Here is a 16,950-nt window from a genome sequence, read left to right as displayed (position 1 = left end):
CTCGTGACGGTGCGCGACGTGACCGAGGAACGAAACGTCGAAGACCGGATCAGATGGACGGCGGAGCACGACGGGATGACGCGCCTGCCCAATCGTACGGCGTTCGTGGGGCGGTTGGAGAGCGCCATCGCCACTGCCGCGAGGGATCATACGCATGTTGCGCTGGTGTTGTTCGACGTCGATCATCTGAAGGAAACCAACGACACGATCGGGCACGACGCCGGCGACCTGCTTCTGCAGACCCTGGCCGACCGGCTGACGACTTTTTTTGGCAAGCGCGGTGCCATCGGCAGGCTTGGCGGCGACGAATTCGCCGTCATTCTCGAACGGGCCGACGAGGACACCCTCGTCGTCGAGGTCCAGACCGCGCTCGATGCGCTCCGTGAGCCGCTTACCTATGAAGGGCGCATCGTCGATTGCCAGGCTACGGCGGGCGGATCGGTGTACCCCCAAGATGGCGCCAGCGCCGCAGATTTGCTCAAGGCCGCCGACATCGCGCTATACGCGGGGAAGGAGCGCAACCGTGGTGGGTTTCTGCCCTTCCGAGCGGCGATGCGCGCCGACCTCCAGCGACGGTCCTCGATGATCAGCGTTGCCCGCGATGCCGCTCGGGATAACCGGATCATGCCCTATTACCAGCCGAAGGTCTCGCTGAAGGACGACGCCGTTTGTGGTTTCGAGGCGCTCCTGCGCTGGCATCACCCGACGCTGGGTGTGCAAGCGCCCGGAACCATCGCCGCCGCATTCGAGGATCTCGATCTGGCCACCGGTATCAGCGAACGGATGTTCGCCCAAATCATCCAGGACATGCGTCGCTGGCTCGACGACGGCGTTGAGTTCGGGCGCATCGCGGTCAACCTTTCGCCCGCCGAGTTCCGCCACGAATCCCTCGTTTCACGAATTCTGGAGCGCCTGCACCGCTCGGGCATAGCGACCGCGCGTCTCGAGCTCGAGGTCACCGAAACGGTATTTCTCGGTCGCGGCGCGGACTCCGTCGCGGAGGCGCTGAACGTCTTCAGTCGTGAAGGCGTGAAGATCGCACTCGACGATTTCGGCACGGGGTACGCATCGCTTACCCATCTCAAAGCTTTTCCCGTCGACATCATCAAGATCGACCGCAGCTTCGTCAGCAATCTGGATACGGATCCCGACGATGCCGCGATCATCGACGCGGTCGTCGGGCTTGGTCACAAATTGGGCATGGAGGTCGTGGCGGAGGGTATCGAGACCAATGTTCAGGCGCGCTACCTGCTCGACCGCGGATGTGACTACGGACAAGGCTATCTGTTCGGAAAGGCCGGTCCCGCTGCAACGGTACCATTCATCTTGGCGGACCAACGCGTCCACGGGGGACAAGGGCCAACGGGCAGCGCCGCAGTTCGCGGCTAGCATCGGCGGGACCGCATGCGCGCCCACCCGTGCCTGTCCCCCTGCGCGTGTGTCACCTCGGGTCCACCCAGCGACGACGTTCGGCGCGCTGGCGGAACGCAACCAGATTGACGATCATGAACTTCGCATAACAATTATGTTCAGACGGTGTGCCGAACGATTTGGATAGTCTCCTCGTTTAGGAGACTGGGAATGCTGAAAATCGCACTCATCATCGTGTTGGTCATCTGGGGTGGGTCGTTCGCCATAGCCGGTATGATGTTCATCACGAGTAGCCTGTCGAAGCGTTTGCGCAATCGCGTCGGCCCTTGACGGCGGCAAGGTCGCGATTAGCCCGCCGTTCATATTGCCGCGGCAATACGCCGCCGACCGACACATCGATACCGAGGGTGAAACAATGGAGCACGAAACCCGGGAATCGGTATTCGCGACGCGACGGAGCGGCGTGGCGCGCGATCTCGACGCAATTTTCACCGACCGACGCGACACGCCGCGATCGACCAGCATCGTCAAGATCGTGAAGACGCGGCGGCGGCGGGGGGTGATGCCGGCGGTCATCGGCATTGGCGTACTTGTGCTGGCGGGCGCATCGGCGGGGCTGGCGCTATTCGTAGGCGACGTGTCTCCCACTCGGCCTACGACAGTGGCGCAAAAAACCTCAACCGTGCGTAAGACCGCTCTTGTCCCGCGTCCGCCAGTAACCCTTCCTGATCCGATACAGGCGTCTGCAGATACGACGTCGGCGTCATCGGTCTCTCCGCCGACGGTGGTCGCATCGACTTCTAAGACATTGCCCGCCCCTCGCAAAACCGAGGTTCAAGTCGAGCGATCCGGGTTGGGCGCTCGATCCGACAATGTCCGGCGCCCGCTTCGGTCGGCTGACAATTGTGATGATCTGCCAGACGATGAGCGTGCATGGTGCATGCGCCCAAGCCTGTTGGCGGCGCATCGTCAGCTCCTCACGACCTATGAAGCGGCGCGTCGTGCCGGCGTCGATAGCGAGGCTTTGGCGCGCGTTCAAAGGCGCTGGACCAATTTGCAGCGACGCGCATCTGACCGCCCGGACGCTACTCTGGACCGCTACCGCGACTTGCGGCTGCAGCTTCTCGATCTCATTGAAGAGCGGCGATCGACGGGGAATGATTGGTGACATCGGCAGCTATTCCGTCTCCGGGCACGCCTCCCGTCATCGGCAGCGTCGACGGCCAAATCATATATGCGATTGGTGACATCCACGGCTGCTACGAACTGCTGCGTTCGTTGCTAACGAAGATTGCTCAAGACGTTGCATCGCGAAGCGATACGGCCGCGCCAACCCTGATTTTTTGTGGCGACTATGTCGATCGCGGCCCCGACTCCGCGCGCGTCCTCGACGCGCTTTGCTGGCTCAAGCGTTACGCTCCGTATGATGTGCGCTTTCTCAAGGGCAATCACGAGGCTGTGATGCTCGACTATGTTCGAGATCCGGAGCAAGCGCGCGACTGGATGCGGTTCGGGGGCGTGGAAACGTTACAGTCCTATGGGGTCGAACCACCGTGCGCCACGGCCGACGTCTTAGAGCATCTGCGCGCGCGCGACGATCTGCTTGAACGCTTGCCGGTCGCCCATCTGCACTTCCTGGAACAGCTCGACCTGATGTTGACGGTTGGCGACTACGCCTTTGTACATGCCGGTATCGTGCCGGGTATGCCGCTTGCGGAGCAATCCGAAGCCGACCTGTTGTGGATCAGGGACGAGTTTCTCGGTTCGCCGAACCGCCATGAGAAGATCGTGGTCCATGGGCATACCTGGACGAGCAGCAGTCCCGAACACCGCGCCAATCGGATCGGCATCGATACCGGGGCCTATGAAACCGGCGTCCTTACCTGCGTAAAGCTTGAGAACGGGACCGTGACGTTCTTGTCGGTGAGCGATGCGGATTGAGGACCTGCTCGGCAGTATGAGGCCCGAACTGTCGGCACCGCATCTCAAACCGCATCTTCCACGTCGTGCACCTTATGAGGGGCCGACGCCGCGTTCGTGCGCCCAGACGATCGCGGCGCTGCGCCGGTTGACGCCGATCTTCGCGTAAAGCCGTGCGACATGGTTGCGGACCGTGTTGCGCGATAGGCCGAGCCGTTCCGAGATCGCCGCGTCGTCGAGGTCCTGGCAGATCAGCTCCAGCACCTCGCGCTCGCGCTTGCTGAGATCGGCCGTGGGGGCCGCGGACCCGGTCGCGCCGCGCGGGTTCCGCAAGGTCGCCAGCTTATCCATGATCGACCGGCTGAGCCAGTTGGCGTCCTTCATCACCGTGTCGATCGCCTCGACCAGTTCCAACTCGTCGCGTCGTCGGGCCGAGATGTCCTGATATAGCCACAGCACGCACGGCGTTCCGTCGACGCTGATCCGTTCGGCGGACACAAGGCAGTCGAGCGCCTCGCCAGCCTTGTGCAGCAGTTGCACGTCGCGACTACGGAAGCCGCCATGCTCGCCGATCTCGGTTTCGAGTTGCTGGCGCTGCGCGGCATCGTTCCAGAGTTGCAGGTCGTCGGCGATGCGGCCGATCACCGCGTGGTCGGTGTAGCCGGTCAGCGCCTTGAACGCCGCGTTGACCTGGACGATGCGGTTGTCGTCGCCTTCGGTCACGACCATCGCGACCGGCGCCATCTCGAACACCGAGGCGAAGTGGCGTTCGCTTGCCTTCAGCGCATGTTCCGCGCGCCGCCGTGGTTCGAGATCGGCGAAGGTGAACAACAGGCAGTCCTGGTTGGCGACCTCGATCGGTTGCCCCGCAAGGATGACCAGCGTCGTCTCGCCGCCGGCAAGCGGCAGTTCGGCTTCGAGCTGCGGGATCGTCTTGCCCGCCGCGATACATTCCTTGACGAACGCCTTGCGGTCGACCTCGGCCAGGAAGTCGAAATCGAACAACGTCTTGCCGACGATCTGGTCGCGCGCATAGCCCGATAGGTCGAGGAAACCCTGGTTGACCAGCACATAGCGCTGGTCGGCGACGCGGATGATCAGCGCGGGGGCGGGGTTGGCGTGGAACATCGCCTCGAACCGGTCCTCCGCGTCGAACCGTTCGGAGACGTCGTTGATGACGAGGCCCAGGCAATCGGGTTCGCCGCCATCCTCGTCCATGACGATGTCGCGGACCTGGTGGACCCAGCGCGGCTCGTCGGCGTCGACCGGCGCGACCTCGACGATCAGATCGGGAAAGCTCTCGCCTGCGAGCAGCCGCATCAGCGGATAGTCCCGCCGTGGCAGCTTGCGGTGATCCCGGTAGCGTAGCCGGAACCGCGTGGCATACTCATCCGCGGTCTGCCCGAGATCCTCGACCGCGCGCACCCCGTGCATCTTCAGCGCGGCCGGGTTGGCGCTCAGGATGATCCCGGTTGGATCCATCAGGATCACACCCTCGAGCAGCCCGGTCATGAGCTGTTCGAGATGGTGCAGGGTGGGGGCGTGCAGCGGTTTCGCGGGCATCTTGGTCATCCCGGTTCAGCGCCGTGGAGGGCTCCTGGTTCCAATCGCACCGGCATTAATATACCAATGGCCCCGGTACTTGCGCACCAATTTCGAATTTGCCGAAAACCGCGCGAACTGAACGGATCGGGCGCCGCGACCGTTAAGCATTTGTACCAATATCGAACAGGAGCCTCATCATGAACCTCATTATCCTTCTCGTCGTCGGCGGACTCATCGGCTGGGTCGCCAGCATGATCATGCGGACCGACGCGCAGCAGGGCGTCTTCCTCAACGTCGTCGTCGGCATCGTCGGCGCGTTGCTTGCCGGCTTCCTGATCACGCCGCTCATCGGTGGCGCTTCGATCATGGACGGCGCGCTCAACATCCAGTCGATCCTAATCTCGCTGGTCGGCGCGGTGATCCTGCTCGCGATCGTCAACATGTTTCGTCGCGGTACGGTTCGCTGAGCGAACGGGAGGGCGTCGCGCCGGCGTCGCCCTCCCACATCCAGATCGGTACGTAAGAACATTGCAAGAACACCGATCTGATGCGATTGGTGGGCCAATGATTTGAAGGACGCCAAATGACCGATCACGATGACGACCAGCAGGAGCCGAAACCGGCGTTCGGCGAGTGGCTTGTGACGCAGAAGGACCGAAGCGATCTTGTCGGTCAACTCTCTGTGGCCGCACTCGCCGACCGCCGCTTCCCCCGAAATGGGGATCCCGAAGCGGTGCGGAAGCATCTCAGCGCCATGCAGGCCGAGGGCGACATGTTCGCCGCGGTCGACGATGCTGAGTCCGACTGGTTGTCCGTTTGATGCAGAACGCGTGGGAACAGGCCTTCGCCTTGATGGCCGATCACGGACAGATGGGCGCGTGCGAGATCGTAGCGTCGGGTATGCAGAAGACGCCTCCCGGGCGGCCGGAGCAATACCGGCAATGGGAAGTGCTGGCAGACTGCCTGAACGCTGTGGCTGATGCCAGCCGGACGCGGCACTGATGCGCCGAATGGCGTGATGATCGGCGCGCCCATGATCAGTGCGGTTGTGGCGACGATGCGGCCGCTGATGGAACGGATGGTCTAGCGCCGCGCGTTCAAGCGCGACCGCGGGCAGTTCGGCTTGCGTCGGTGTAAGGAGTAAGCGTTGTGGCAACAGAGCCGAAGTGGCTGAAGACGGCTAGGGCGAAGTTGGGCACAACAGAGGCTGCCGGTTCAGCGAACAGCGCTACTATTCTAGGCTGGGCAAAGCGGCTCGGCACGAAAGTGCTGGGCATGGTCTACAACGCCGATAGCGTTCCGTGGTGCGGCGTATTCGTCGCCTATTGCCTCCAGGAAGACGGTATCGAGCCGGTAGCAATCGCGGTTCGCGCAACGTCGTGGTCGGCATGGGGGCAGGCGCTTCGTCCGGAACGGCTGGCACCGGGCGCGGTGCTGGTGTTCGCGCGTCCGGGCGGTGGTCACGTCGGCTTCTATGTCGGCGAGGACGCCGATGCGTATCATATCCTTGGCGGTAATCAGGGCGATGCAGTCACTGTCGCGAGGGTCGCAAAGGATCGGTGCATCGCGCGGCGGTGGCCACCCGGTCGCCCAGTCATCGGCAAGCCCGTGCAGATGGCCGCGCGCAAGCCGATCTCGACCGACGAAGCCTGATCGCGAGAGTCTATTCTCGGTTACCGCGGCGGTAACCTTCAATATCTGGAACGATCGTCTGTCGACACCGCTTCTATGAGCATCTGCACTCTGAGCCATCGATAGGAATCATAATGAGCACGACCCTCATATCCGCCGTTTTCGATACTCACGCCGAGGCAGAGCGCGCGGTATTGGAGCTTCGCAATGCCGGCGTCGACGATCGCGCCATTTCCATCGTCGCTCAGCACGATGGCAAGACCGCGACTACCGACGGCAACGGCGACACGCAGGAGTTCGCTGGTAAGGTTGCGGCCGGCGCTGGCATCGGGACGCTGCTCGGCATTGCGGCGCTTGCCATCCCTGGGGTTGGTCCCCTGGTTGCCGCTGGCGCGATCGCATCGGCGGCGATCCCTGGTGCTGCGATAACCGGAGCAGCCCTCGGTGGTGCCATCGGGGGGCTTGAGAAAGTGATGACCGATCACGGTGTCAGCCGCGTCGATGCCAGCTATTACGAAGGGCGGATTAACGAGGGTGGCGTGTTCGTGTCCGTCGATACTAGCGCTGCCGCGGTGACCCCCGAGGATGCAGCCGAGATCCTGCATCGCGCCGGCGGTCATACCTCTACGCGTACCAAGGTGGCCGCGGCGTAATTGCCAGCGTTCTGGGGGGCACAGGCGCCCCCCAATCACTAAGTAATGCCCGATCAAAAGGCCTAAGTTCGAAGGCCCCATGACGGACGCGAACGTCCGTCACGGGGCGCCGTTACGCATTGCGTCGCCGTGTAGGTGCGCGGAAGTCAGGCGGCTTGCCAGCGATCCATCGAAGATATTGCCGTATATCATTGCGCTCGCGCAACTTATCCATCGTCGCATAGGCTGAGGCCAGCTCGCGATTCGTCACAAAGGCATGGATGGTACGGTGGCAGATGGGATGTACCGGCACGGTCTGTGTGCCACCCTCGCTCTTGGGAACAACATGATGTCGCTCCACGCGTTGCCCGAGCGGCCGCCCGCATAACGCACAGTCCTCATCTTCTTGCTCTGCTGCGGCTATCGCGGCAGCCTCCGCGAGCCCGGCTATCCTTTTCACGCGACCACCCATGCTCGCCATATGAGGATTTCCCGTTCATATTCGAGGGCGCGCTGGCTGGGGGCTTTCGAGAATATGCTTGATGAGACGCTCACTTAGCGGACATCGACCGTTACCTCCGCCGGCCGATACTCGAGGGTTCAAGATGTCCGATCGCTTTACCGTCCTGCTGCAATATGCCCTGCCAAAGCAGCGCCTGACCCTTCTGGCCGGTAGGATCGCCCGCGCGCGGGGCGGTGCTATGACGACCCGGCTGATCCGCTGGTTCGTCGACAGATACGGGGTCGATATGAGCGAGGCCGAAAACCCCGACATTGCCAGCTACGCAAGCTTCAACGACTTCTTCTCGCGGCCTTTGAGGAAGGGCATTCGGCCGCTGGCCCATGCTGACTTCGTCTGCCCGGTAGACGGCGCGATCAGCCAGGTCGGTGCGATCGACGATCATCACATCGTGCAGGCCAAGGGACATCGGTTCACCACGACCGAACTGATCGGCGGCGACGCCGTGTTAGCAGCGGCGTTCCGTCATGGCAGCTTCGCGAACCTTTATCTGTCGCCGCGTGACTATCACCGTCTCCACATGCCGTGCGCCGGCCGATTGACCCGTATGCGCTACATTCCAGGCAGTCTGTTTTCGGTGAACCCCGTCACGGCGCAAGGTGTGCCCAACCTGTTCGCGCGAAATGAGCGCCTCGTGTGCGTATTCGAGAGTCCGGAGCATGGCACATTCGTCATGGTGCTGGTCGGCGCCACCATCGTCGGCAGCATGGCGACCGTATGGCACGGCATCGTCAATGCCAGGCGTACCGGCACGCCGACGGAATGGCGCTATGCCGATCAGGAGATTGCCCTCGAACAGGGCGAGGAAATGGGGCGCTTCCTGCTTGGCTCGACCATCGTGATGCTATTTCAGCAGGGCAAGATCGCCTTTGATGAAAGCTGGGTGCCGGCGCGGCCTGTGCGGCTCGGCGAGCGCATGGGTGACGGCCCGGTTTGATCCTCGAGACCGAGAAAAGTCAGTCTCAATCTTCGGCCCAACGCCTGAGCAGGTTGGACTGGGTTTTCGCCAACAGATCCAGCTCGGGCGTTTTACCGAGGCGATCAAACAACGCGTGCCGCGCCGTTTCCAGATCGAACAACAGTTCGCGCGCATCCGCATCGCGGATCAGGCTGCGTACCCAGGTGACGGCGGCCAGTCTTTCGCCGGATATCACCGGGGCGACGCGGTGAAGCGCGTTCGTTGGATAGACGACCGCATCGCCCGCCGCCAGTTTCACATCCTGTTCGCCCGCCGCAGACTCGATCACCAGTTCGCCGCCTTCGTACGTATCGGGGTCGGACAGGAAGATCGTGACTGAAACGTCGGTCCGCATGCCACCCATGATCGCGTCATCGACATGGCTGCCATACGCCATGCCGGGTTCGTAGCGGCTGAATAAGGGAGGGCGAACCACGTGCGGTCGTGTCGCCATCCGGAACAACGGGTTCGCGAGCAACCGATCAACCACCAAGTCCTGCATGTCGGCCAGCAACGGGTCGGCACGGTCGACTTGCTCGTTGCGCTTGACCGGGCGGGCTTCGCGACCGGCAGTCCGGCGCCCATCGACATAGCGCGTCTTGCCGAGATTATCTCGCAACGACCGGAGATTGTCGGCGTCCAGAACGTTGGCAATCATGATCAACATTAGGGTTCTCGTGGCATCGGCATGACGTCGGGCGGGTCCCCTATCAGTCCAAGCCCATGCGGCCAACGCGTTGGCAAGTAAGGAATTAGGTATCCGTACGAAATTGTGGATGGGCGTCGGTGCCTTTGTCGTCGCGCAGTCGGGCCAGGCGATCCTGTCCGAAGCAGCAGCCAAACCCCTGGCGCCGTCGGTCGATCAGGTCGGTGAAGGCGGCGAGAACGAGCGCGGCGAGGGAGAGGGCGAAGGCGAGGGTCGCCACGTCGTGCGCTCGACCAAATCGCGCCATGTCGTCCGCAATCCCCGTCGCGCGCGTGCCGCACAACACCATGCCGGTCAGCGCGGCGAAGGCGAATCTGAGGGCGGCGAAAACGAGAGCGGCGAAGGCGAGGGCGAACGCTGATCGCCGGACATACACCAGGATGACCCGGTCCGGGATCACGCGCAGAGTCATCTCGGCCGTCGCGGCGTTGTGTGTCTGCGTCGTGGTCTTCGCGATCATCGCGTACCGGCCAGCGATCGCGACCGTGATGCGGCCCGATCCTCGTGTATTTGAGCCGGCGCTCGTTGCGCAGGGCGCCAATGTTGCGCGATTGGGCAATTGCGTCAGTTGCCACCAGTCGGCGGGCGGGCGTCCCTATGCAGGCGGGTATCCGGTCAAGACGCCGTTCGGAACGATCTACGGCAGTAACATCACACCCGATCCCGCGACCGGGATTGGCGCCTGGTCATCGGCAGCGTTCCGACGCGCGATGCGTGAGGGCGTCGGGCGTGACGGCAGCCATCTGTACCCGGCCTTTCCCTACACCCATTATGCGAATGTGACGGACGGCGACCTTAGCGCCCTGTACGCATTCCTGATGACCCGACCGGCCGTGCGGTCGGTTCCACCCGCCAACACGATGATTCCGCCGCTTGGATTTCGGCCATTGCTTGCCGGGTGGAAGCTGCTGTTCTTCCGACAAGAGCCGATTACGACCTATCCCCGCCAATCGACCGCCTGGAACCGGGGGCGCTATATCGGTGAAACGCTGGCGCATTGCACCGCCTGCCACAGTCCGCGTGGCCTGTTGCAGCAGGAGAAGCGCGGCGCGCAGGCGTATGACGGCGGGTGGTCGGGTGGCTGGTATGCGCCCCCGATCAACGCGCACTCGCCTGCGGTACGGGCATGGACGGTCGAGCGGCTCGAGGCCTATCTCCGTACCGGGCTAAGTACTGCGCATGCCGCTGCGGCGGGGCCGATGGGATCGGTAACCTATAATCTGGCCCGTGCAGCGCCGGCCGATGTCCGCGCGCTCGCGACCTATTATGCGTGGCGGATGCGCGATGCGCCTGCTGCACGGTTCGCGCGGCCGCTGCCCGATCGTCGCGCCTTGGCGTCGCAGCGTCATCCGGACGGCGCGCGGCTCTACGAAGGGGCCTGCGCGGTATGCCACGAGCCGGGCGCAGCGATGATGGTTGCGGGGCGTCCAGCCTTGCCGCTCGGCACACCGCTGCACGAGGACAACCCGCGCGACACGATCCAGATAATCCTGAAGGGTCTCCTTCCGCCAGTCTCGCCGCGGGGGCCATACATGCCGGCATTCGCCGACGCTCTCGACGACCGGCAAGTGTCCGAGATCGTTGCGTATCTGCAAATGCGCCACGGCACCGGACCGGCGTGGACGGATTTGGAAAGAGACGTCGCCAAGGCGCGCAAGGAGGGCGAATGATCGACTTGACCGTCAACGGCGCGACGACGCGCATCGATATCGATCCCGCGACCCCGCTGCTCTACGTGCTGCGCGACGATCTGGGGCTGCATGCCGCGAAGTTCGGGTGCGGGCTGGGGCAATGTGGGGCGTGCACCGTGCTGGTCGATGACAAGCCGGTATTCTCATGCCTGCTTCCCGTCGGCGCGATCGGGACGCGAAAAGTCACAACGGTCGAGGGACTGGGCACGGCCGCAAAACCAGGTGACGTTCAGTGCGCCTTTCTTCACGAACAGGCGGCGCAATGCGGCTATTGCATCCCCGGCATGATGGCGCGTGCAGAAGCGCTGCTGCGCACGACGGTGACGCCGACCGAGGATGAGCTGCGGACGGCGATGGCACCCTCGCTGTGTCGGTGTGGGACGCACATGCGGATCCTGCGCGCGGTCCGACGAGCAGCGGTGATGCGCGGCGGCGGCGTGGTCGATGCCGCGGAACCCGTGACGTGAGTGGGGAGGCGTCACGTCGCGACGTGCTGGGTGGCTTGCTGGTGGCATTCTCGCTCGCGCCGGCTGCCGCGCTGGCGCAGACCGGCGGTGGCGAGGGTAGCGGCGGACCGCCGACAATCGCGCCCGACCTGCCGGGGACATTGGCGAAGTTCCCCGATCTCGACGCCTGGATCCGGATCGCACCGGACGGTCGCGTGACGGTGTTCACGGGCAAGGTCGAACTCGGCACCGGCGTAAAGACAGCGATGGCGCAGCTTGCCGCCGACGAACTCGACGTCGCGATCGAGCGGATCGACCTCATCACCGCGGACACCGGCCTGACCCCGAACGAGGGCGTGACCGCGGGCAGTCAGACGCTCGAACAGAGCGGCACCGCGATCGCCAACGCCGCCGCCAATGTCCGGCTGCTGCTGGCGGAAGCGGCCGCGACGCAGTGGAGCGTGCCCGTGACATCGCTTTTCACGCGCGACGGTGCCGTGCTCGACGGACAGGGCAAGCGCGCAACCTATGCGGAGTTGGCTGCATCGACCTCGCTGGCGGTCCGCGCACGCGCAGACGTACCGCGCAAGCGCCGGGCGGCGCGGCGGTTGATCGGACGGGCGATACCGCGCGTCGACCTGCCTGCGAAGCTGACCGGTTTGCCGAGCTATGTGCACGACATGCGGCTGCCCGGCATGATGCATGCGCGTGTCCTGCGGGGACCATCATCGGGCACGCAACTGACGCCCGACATCGCCGCGCTGCGCCGGCAGCCGGGTGTCGCCAGGGTCGTGCAGGCCGGGCGTTTCGCCGCGATCGTCGGACCGCGCGAATGGCCCCTAGAACAGGCGCTGCGGATCGCCAGTCGCGCCCGCTGGGTACGCGACCCGGCAGTACCGACGCTGCCGCCTATGCCAGCCGGGTTGCTGACGATGCGGCGGGAAAGCCAGGTGATCGACAACCGCCGCGACGATCCCGGCGCGCGCGGCGTCCAGCGACTGTCTGCGCGCTATGACAGGCCCTATCTGATGCATGGCGCGATCGGGCCGTCCTGTGCGGTAGCGCTGTTTGCCGAGGATCGACTGACGGTGTGGACGCACAGCCAAGGCGTCGAGCCGCTGCGGCAGGCGATCGCCGAACTGCTCGCGATCCCCGCCGACCGCGTCCGGTGCGTCCACCGCGAGGGGGCAGGGTGCTACGGGCATAACGGTGCGGATGATGTCGCCGGGGACGCAGCACTGATCGCTCGCGCTATGCCCGGCGTGCCCGTCCGGCTGCAGTGGAGCCGCGAGCAGGAGCATGGTTGGGAACCGCTTGGGCCGGCGATGCTCGCGCAGGTCGACGCAACGCTCGATGCGTCGGGACGGATCGTCGATTGGCGACATCAGGTGTGGAGCAATACGCACAGCACGCGCCCGGTCGCAGCGGGCGACCTTCTCGCCGGCGCCGAAATCATACCGCCGTTCAAACCGACACCGCCGAAACCCATCCCGCAGCCCAATGGCGGCGGCGACCGCAACGCCATTCCACTTTATCGCTTTCCCAACCAGACCATCGTCAGTCATTTCCTGCCCGACATGCCGGTGCGAGTCTCGGCGCTGCGGGGTCTTGGCGCACACCTGAACATTTTCGCACTCGAAAGCTTCATGGACGAGCTCGCGACGGCGGCGGGACGCGATCCGGTTGCGTTCCGGCTGGCCCATCTGGACGATCCGCGGGCGACCGCCGTGATCCGACGAGCCGCAGCGCGGTTTGGCTGGGCGCGATACCGCGCTACACCCAATCGCGGACGAGGCTTTGCCTTTGCGCGCTACAAGAACCACGGGGCCTATTGCGCAGTCGCGCTGGACGTCGAGCATATCCCCGACGAGGGTCGGCTTATCGTCCACCGCGCCGTCGCTGCCGTGGACAGCGGCGAGGCCGTCAACCCGGACGGTATCCGCAATCAGGTCGAGGGCGGGATCGTCCAGTCGCTGAGTTGGACCGCGTTCGAAGCGGCGGGGCATGACGGTACGCGCCGGACCGACTATGACTGGAGCACCTATCCGATACTCCGGTTTGCCGATGTACCACGCAGCGTGACCGTCGAGGTTGTCGATCGGCCGGGCACGCCGTTCCTCGGTACCGGTGAGTGCGCCCAGGGGCCGACCGCGGCCGCACTGGCGAACGCTCTCGCTTCAGCGACCGGGAAACGTCTGAGAAGTATGCCGTTGACAGGCCGGCTGCCAACGCAGGCTTAAGCCCCTTGGGTGCGTTGGACAGCGTTGCATGAACGGCTGAAGTGAAAGGCGGGGAAGCGAGGGTGAATGTCGGAAAGCGGCGCCTCGTGTCGCCAGCCGCGGCCGCGCCGATACTATTCCCTCATTGACGACGGCCAGCATCTCAGACCATCGCCTCGTCCATGACTAAGAGCAAGGGGCGCACCGGTGCGCATGCGCGGGCTAATATCCAGCCTGCACCAACAGCCACCGAACTTGATGCAGCCAAGCGAGAGGTCGCTCAGATTGAAGGGCGGCTTGCCGGCCTGGCGTCCGGGCATCCGTCGGTTAAGATATGGAAGGCCCGTCTTCGTGTCGCTCAGGGCGTGATCGCCCGTGCTCCGCGCGACTGAAAGAGTATTTTCCGATCTATCGCGACGGGTCACCTTCGGTGAAAATGGCCCGCGTGGACGCTGCACGCATTAGCCTCTTGTCCTTGCTCGCGGTGCTAGCGAAGATCGCCCACTAGCACTGGGAGCGTCCATCATGCGTCGTCGATCTTGCGTTGCAGCCTCACCAGAGGACGCATTGCTACTAGCTAGGGGCATGGGCTTAGGGCCTGCGCGGATTGCTGCGGCTGGAATTGCGTCGAGCATCGCATCGGCGGTGCAGCCCGCGTCAATGACGTTGGCGGGCGAGATGCGCGCCCGCAACTGCGCTTTGGCTTATTGAAAGGATGACGATGCGCCACCTGATCCATACTGCCTTGGTTGCTTTAGTCGCTACGGCGGCGCCGGCGGGCGCTGCGACCTACGAACTGAAGGCGACTCCGCAGACGGTCGCCTGGGGGCATTACGATGCGACCGACAAGCCTGTGCTGACGATCCGGTCGGGCGACACGGTGGTGATCCATACGTTGCTGACCAACAGTCCGGCAGGTCTGGAAAAGGCCGGCGTCGCGCCCGCGCAGATCGAACCGGCGCTGCGTGCCGTCTATGACGGCGTCCCGGCCAGCGCACGCGGCCCCGGCGGCCATATCCTGACCGGACCGATCGCGATCGCGGGCGCGGAACCCGGCGACATGCTGGAAGTGCGCATCCGGAAAGTCGATCTGGCGATACCCTATGCCTATAATGCGTTCCGGTACGGGGCGGGGTTCCTGACCGATGATTTTCCCTATGCGCGCATGAAGATCGTCCCGCTCGACACCAAGCGCATGGTCGGCCTGTTCGCGCCCGGCGTCGAAGTGCCGCTGGCGCCGTTCTTCGGCAGCATGGGGGTCGCGCCACCGCCGGCGTTCGGCCGCTACGACAGCGCGCCGCCGACGATCAACGGTGGCAACATGGATGACAAGGCGCTCGTCGCCGGAACGACCTTGTTCCTCCCCGTCTACGCCCCCGGTGCGCTGTTCCAGGTCGGCGACGGCCATGCCGCACAGGGCAATGGCGAGGTCGATATCACTGCACTGGAAACCTCGTTGACCGGTACGTTCGAGTTCGTGCTGCACAAGAAGGCGGCAATCACCTATCCGCGCGCCGAGACGCCCAAGGCCTATATCGCGATGGGCTTCGACGACGATCTCAGCCATGCGACCCGCAAGGCACTGCGCAACATGATCGATTTCCTCGTCGCGGAAAAAGGCATGACGCGCGACGATGCGTACATGCTGATCAGCGTCGCGGGCGATGTCGAGATCACCGAACTCGTCGACCGCAACAAGGGCGTCCACGTCGTTCTGCCCAAAGCACTGTTCACGAAACGCTAGATGCCGTGGCTTTCCATCGTCGATCTATCCGCCTCCCATGCCGCTTGTCGGTACTCTAACCACGCCTAGTATGCGCCACTCTGCTGCGGCGAAAGGCATGAGTCTCTAACCTCAGCAATTTCAATGTTTGAAAGACCTGGTGTTTCATCCCTCATAAACTGCAATAGGTCTATTATTTATTTCGGATCAAATCTTAAGTCGATATCATCCATTTGGATAAAAACCGATCTTTGCCTATCTGTCGAATAGTCGGCAACGATAGCAATGCACTCTTCCAGCGTACCCTGTCCGACCGCCTTTGATGTCGTGTCATCGGACGGTTCCGCATCATGGATCGTAGCTGGTTCGCTCAATGGGTAGGTCGTCATCCTCGTCGCTTCCATCGTCTATGTGGATCGGTCATCGCCCGCCGGGATCATGCCGGCGGGCGGAGGATCTTATTCGTCTTCGGCGTCGATGTTGACGGTCGTCTCGGCGAGCTTGGTCATATATTCGTCGCCACCATAGATGTCCTTGGTGGCAGCACTGAGTTTCTTGTGGTCGTCCTTGAGGCCCAGTGCCTTGGCGTAAGCCGTAGCCGTGCCGAACCCGGCTATCCCGTAATGCGTCATCCGCTGATACTGCGCGATGATCATCACATCGAGCAGCGGACCCTTCTCCGGACCTTCCTCAAGCATATGCTTGGTGGCTTCAGCGACAAGGCCTTCCATGCCCTTACAATGCTCCTTCGAGACCTTCTTGTCGTTCGACGCGATCAGGTCCTTCAGCAGATCGGTATGCTTCTCGATATCCGCTTGCGACTTGGTCAGCATGTCCTTCAGCGAAGCGTCGCTCGCCTTCGACGTGATCTTCTTCAGGACCTTCTTCATCTGGTCGTTGGCGGACCACAGGTCCTTCAGTTCGTCGGTGTAGATTTCCTGGAGATCTTCGGGTGCAGACATGGAATCGTCCTTGGACTGCCGCCGGGCGGCATGCGCGGCGGCTGGTTTTGAATTGCGGGAAATGCTCATCGAAGCGCGGTGGCCTCAGCCGGCGCCGGGCTGCTTCTGCTCGTCCTCGTACCGGGCATCGGTGCCGATCTTGCCGCTGGCCTCGGCTTCGGCGATGCCCGACGTCTCGACCACCTCGACCATGCGACCTTCGGTAGCGATCGGATGGGGTTCGCGGTCGGCATCCGGGTCGGCAGCGATCGTCGTACCATCACCGCCGCCCGAGCCTGCAACGCCGTTCGGCGCGCTGCCGCCGTCTTCTCCAGCGTGGCCGCCGCCGTGATAGGCGATGTCGGTCTGGCCGCCATGCGCCATGAAACCGGTGTTCGTCTCGGTCTTGCCGGCGTGCGGGTTGGGGTAGGACCCGCCGCCGCTTTCGCCGCCTTCGCTGCGGCCATGGACGTCTGCGCCATCCTTGCCGCGGGGAGCGTCCGAGACGCCGTCCGGTGCGCCCTTGCTTGCCGAATTGCCGGGAACGGGGGTCTGAACCTTGTCACTCATCGGTACGTCCTTCTGAAGGGAGCGGATCGAAACAGACCGACCCGATCCGCTCGACAGGAGCGGACCGGGTCGGGAA

The 16,950-nt window shown here is 63.7% G+C and carries 20 protein-coding genes; 13 read left to right on the top strand and 7 right to left on the bottom strand.

The genetic code is table 11. The features are described 5' to 3' along the window. Window positions 1–3: 3 nt before the first annotated feature. From C8J46_RS21180 to C8J46_RS07060, 3 genes are all read left to right on the top strand, one after another. Window positions 4–1,389: a bifunctional diguanylate cyclase/phosphodiesterase gene (locus C8J46_RS21180; RefSeq protein WP_243643250.1), complete on the top strand. Its 1,386-nt coding sequence runs from the start codon at window positions 4–6 to the stop codon at window positions 1,387–1,389. A 397-nt stretch (window positions 1,390–1,786) separates the two neighbouring features. Then, window positions 1,787–2,539, top strand: a complete 753-nt coding sequence (locus C8J46_RS07065) for a hypothetical protein (RefSeq protein WP_132736722.1) — start codon at window positions 1,787–1,789, stop codon at window positions 2,537–2,539. Beyond that, window positions 2,536–3,312 carry a metallophosphoesterase family protein gene (locus C8J46_RS07060; RefSeq protein ID WP_243643249.1) on the top strand — a complete coding sequence of 259 codons (777 nt, stop codon included), beginning with the start codon at window positions 2,536–2,538 and terminating at the stop codon, window positions 3,310–3,312. The genes C8J46_RS07065 and C8J46_RS07060 overlap by 4 nt, the downstream gene beginning before the upstream one ends. A 72-nt stretch (window positions 3,313–3,384) precedes the next feature. Here the strand turns inward: C8J46_RS07060 and C8J46_RS07055 are convergent, their stop codons facing one another. Next, window positions 3,385–4,863: a helix-turn-helix transcriptional regulator gene (locus C8J46_RS07055; RefSeq protein ID WP_132736717.1), complete on the bottom strand. Its 1,479-nt coding sequence runs from the start codon at window positions 4,861–4,863 to the stop codon at window positions 3,385–3,387. A 170-nt stretch (window positions 4,864–5,033) separates the two neighbouring features. Between C8J46_RS07055 and C8J46_RS07050 the strand changes: the two genes are divergently transcribed. The 4 genes from C8J46_RS07050 to C8J46_RS07035 all read left to right on the top strand — a co-directional run bounded on the left by C8J46_RS07050 (window position 5,034) and on the right by C8J46_RS07035 (window position 7,121). Continuing rightward, window positions 5,034–5,303 carry a GlsB/YeaQ/YmgE family stress response membrane protein gene (locus tag C8J46_RS07050; RefSeq protein ID WP_093400148.1) on the top strand — a complete coding sequence of 90 codons (270 nt, stop codon included), beginning with the start codon at window positions 5,034–5,036 and terminating at the stop codon, window positions 5,301–5,303. Window positions 5,304–5,419: 116 nt separating this feature from the next. Beyond that, window positions 5,420–5,656 (top strand): hypothetical protein, encoded by a 237-nt coding sequence (locus tag C8J46_RS07045; RefSeq protein WP_132736714.1) that lies wholly within the window; start codon window positions 5,420–5,422, stop codon window positions 5,654–5,656. Between the two features lie 329 nt (window positions 5,657–5,985). Continuing rightward, window positions 5,986–6,489, top strand: a complete 504-nt coding sequence (locus C8J46_RS07040; protein ID WP_132736711.1) for a TIGR02594 family protein — start codon at window positions 5,986–5,988, stop codon at window positions 6,487–6,489. A gap of 113 nt (window positions 6,490–6,602) precedes the next feature. After that, window positions 6,603–7,121: a general stress protein gene (locus C8J46_RS07035; protein ID WP_132736708.1), complete on the top strand. Its 519-nt coding sequence runs from the start codon at window positions 6,603–6,605 to the stop codon at window positions 7,119–7,121. 112 nt (window positions 7,122–7,233) lie between these two features. Here C8J46_RS07035 and C8J46_RS07030 read toward each other — a convergent pair whose 3' ends face one another. Continuing rightward, the gene (locus tag C8J46_RS07030) at window positions 7,234–7,572 is read right to left on the bottom strand and encodes an HNH endonuclease (protein ID WP_132736948.1); all 339 of its coding nucleotides are present in this window, start codon (window positions 7,570–7,572) and stop codon (window positions 7,234–7,236) included. 133 nt (window positions 7,573–7,705) lie between these two features. Here C8J46_RS07030 and asd point away from each other — a divergent pair, with 133 nt between their 5' ends. Continuing rightward, window positions 7,706–8,557 carry an archaetidylserine decarboxylase gene (asd, locus tag C8J46_RS07025; RefSeq protein WP_132736705.1) on the top strand — a complete coding sequence of 284 codons (852 nt, stop codon included), beginning with the start codon at window positions 7,706–7,708 and terminating at the stop codon, window positions 8,555–8,557. Between the two features lie 25 nt (window positions 8,558–8,582). Here the strand turns inward: asd and C8J46_RS07020 are convergent, their stop codons facing one another. Continuing rightward, on the bottom strand, window positions 8,583–9,245 hold the full coding sequence (locus tag C8J46_RS07020; RefSeq protein WP_132736702.1) for a Fe2+-dependent dioxygenase: 663 nt from the start codon (window positions 9,243–9,245) through the stop codon (window positions 8,583–8,585). Window positions 9,246–9,330: 85 nt separating this feature from the next. Continuing rightward, window positions 9,331–9,744 carry a hypothetical protein gene (locus C8J46_RS20755; protein WP_165886478.1) on the bottom strand — a complete coding sequence of 138 codons (414 nt, stop codon included), beginning with the start codon at window positions 9,742–9,744 and terminating at the stop codon, window positions 9,331–9,333. Here C8J46_RS20755 and C8J46_RS07015 point away from each other — a divergent pair. The 5 genes from C8J46_RS07015 to C8J46_RS07000 all read left to right on the top strand — a co-directional run bounded on the left by C8J46_RS07015 (window position 9,728) and on the right by C8J46_RS07000 (window position 15,384). Next, complete coding sequence (locus tag C8J46_RS07015) at window positions 9,728–10,954, top strand: cytochrome c (RefSeq protein WP_165886477.1); 1,227 nt, start codon at window positions 9,728–9,730, stop codon at window positions 10,952–10,954. The genes C8J46_RS20755 and C8J46_RS07015 overlap by 17 nt on opposite strands. Next, entirely contained in the window at window positions 10,951–11,442 is a 492-nt protein-coding gene (locus tag C8J46_RS07010) for a (2Fe-2S)-binding protein (RefSeq protein ID WP_132736696.1), read from the top strand. The genes C8J46_RS07015 and C8J46_RS07010 overlap by 4 nt, the downstream gene beginning before the upstream one ends. Before the next feature lie 41 nt (window positions 11,443–11,483). Beyond that, a complete protein-coding gene (locus C8J46_RS07005) occupies window positions 11,484–13,661 on the top strand; it encodes a molybdopterin cofactor-binding domain-containing protein (protein ID WP_243643248.1) in 2,178 nt (725 codons plus the stop codon). A 161-nt stretch (window positions 13,662–13,822) separates the two neighbouring features. Continuing rightward, a complete protein-coding gene (locus tag C8J46_RS20750; protein ID WP_165886476.1) occupies window positions 13,823–14,032 on the top strand; it encodes a hypothetical protein in 210 nt (69 codons plus the stop codon). Between the two features lie 329 nt (window positions 14,033–14,361). Further along, window positions 14,362–15,384, top strand: a complete 1,023-nt coding sequence (locus tag C8J46_RS07000) for an acetamidase/formamidase family protein (protein WP_132736691.1) — start codon at window positions 14,362–14,364, stop codon at window positions 15,382–15,384. A 176-nt stretch (window positions 15,385–15,560) separates the two neighbouring features. On the opposite strand, the gene C8J46_RS06995 is transcribed toward C8J46_RS07000, so the two are convergent. From C8J46_RS06995 to C8J46_RS21085, 3 genes are all read right to left on the bottom strand, one after another. Further along, window positions 15,561–15,752, bottom strand: coding sequence for a hypothetical protein (locus tag C8J46_RS06995; RefSeq protein ID WP_132736688.1), 192 nt, complete (start codon window positions 15,750–15,752; stop codon window positions 15,561–15,563). Window positions 15,753–15,821: 69 nt separating this feature from the next. Continuing rightward, window positions 15,822–16,325: a ferritin-like domain-containing protein gene (locus C8J46_RS06990; protein ID WP_132736685.1), complete on the bottom strand. Its 504-nt coding sequence runs from the start codon at window positions 16,323–16,325 to the stop codon at window positions 15,822–15,824. Window positions 16,326–16,409: 84 nt separating this feature from the next. Next, the gene (locus tag C8J46_RS21085; protein WP_207894119.1) at window positions 16,410–16,874 is read right to left on the bottom strand and encodes a hypothetical protein; all 465 of its coding nucleotides are present in this window, start codon (window positions 16,872–16,874) and stop codon (window positions 16,410–16,412) included. Window positions 16,875–16,950 lie beyond the last annotated feature (76 nt).

The organism is Sphingomonas sp. PP-F2F-A104-K0414 (genome assembly GCF_004340945.1).
Taxonomy (GTDB): domain Bacteria; phylum Pseudomonadota; class Alphaproteobacteria; order Sphingomonadales; family Sphingomonadaceae; genus Sphingomonas.
This window is presented reverse-complemented; position numbering and strand designations above follow the sequence as displayed.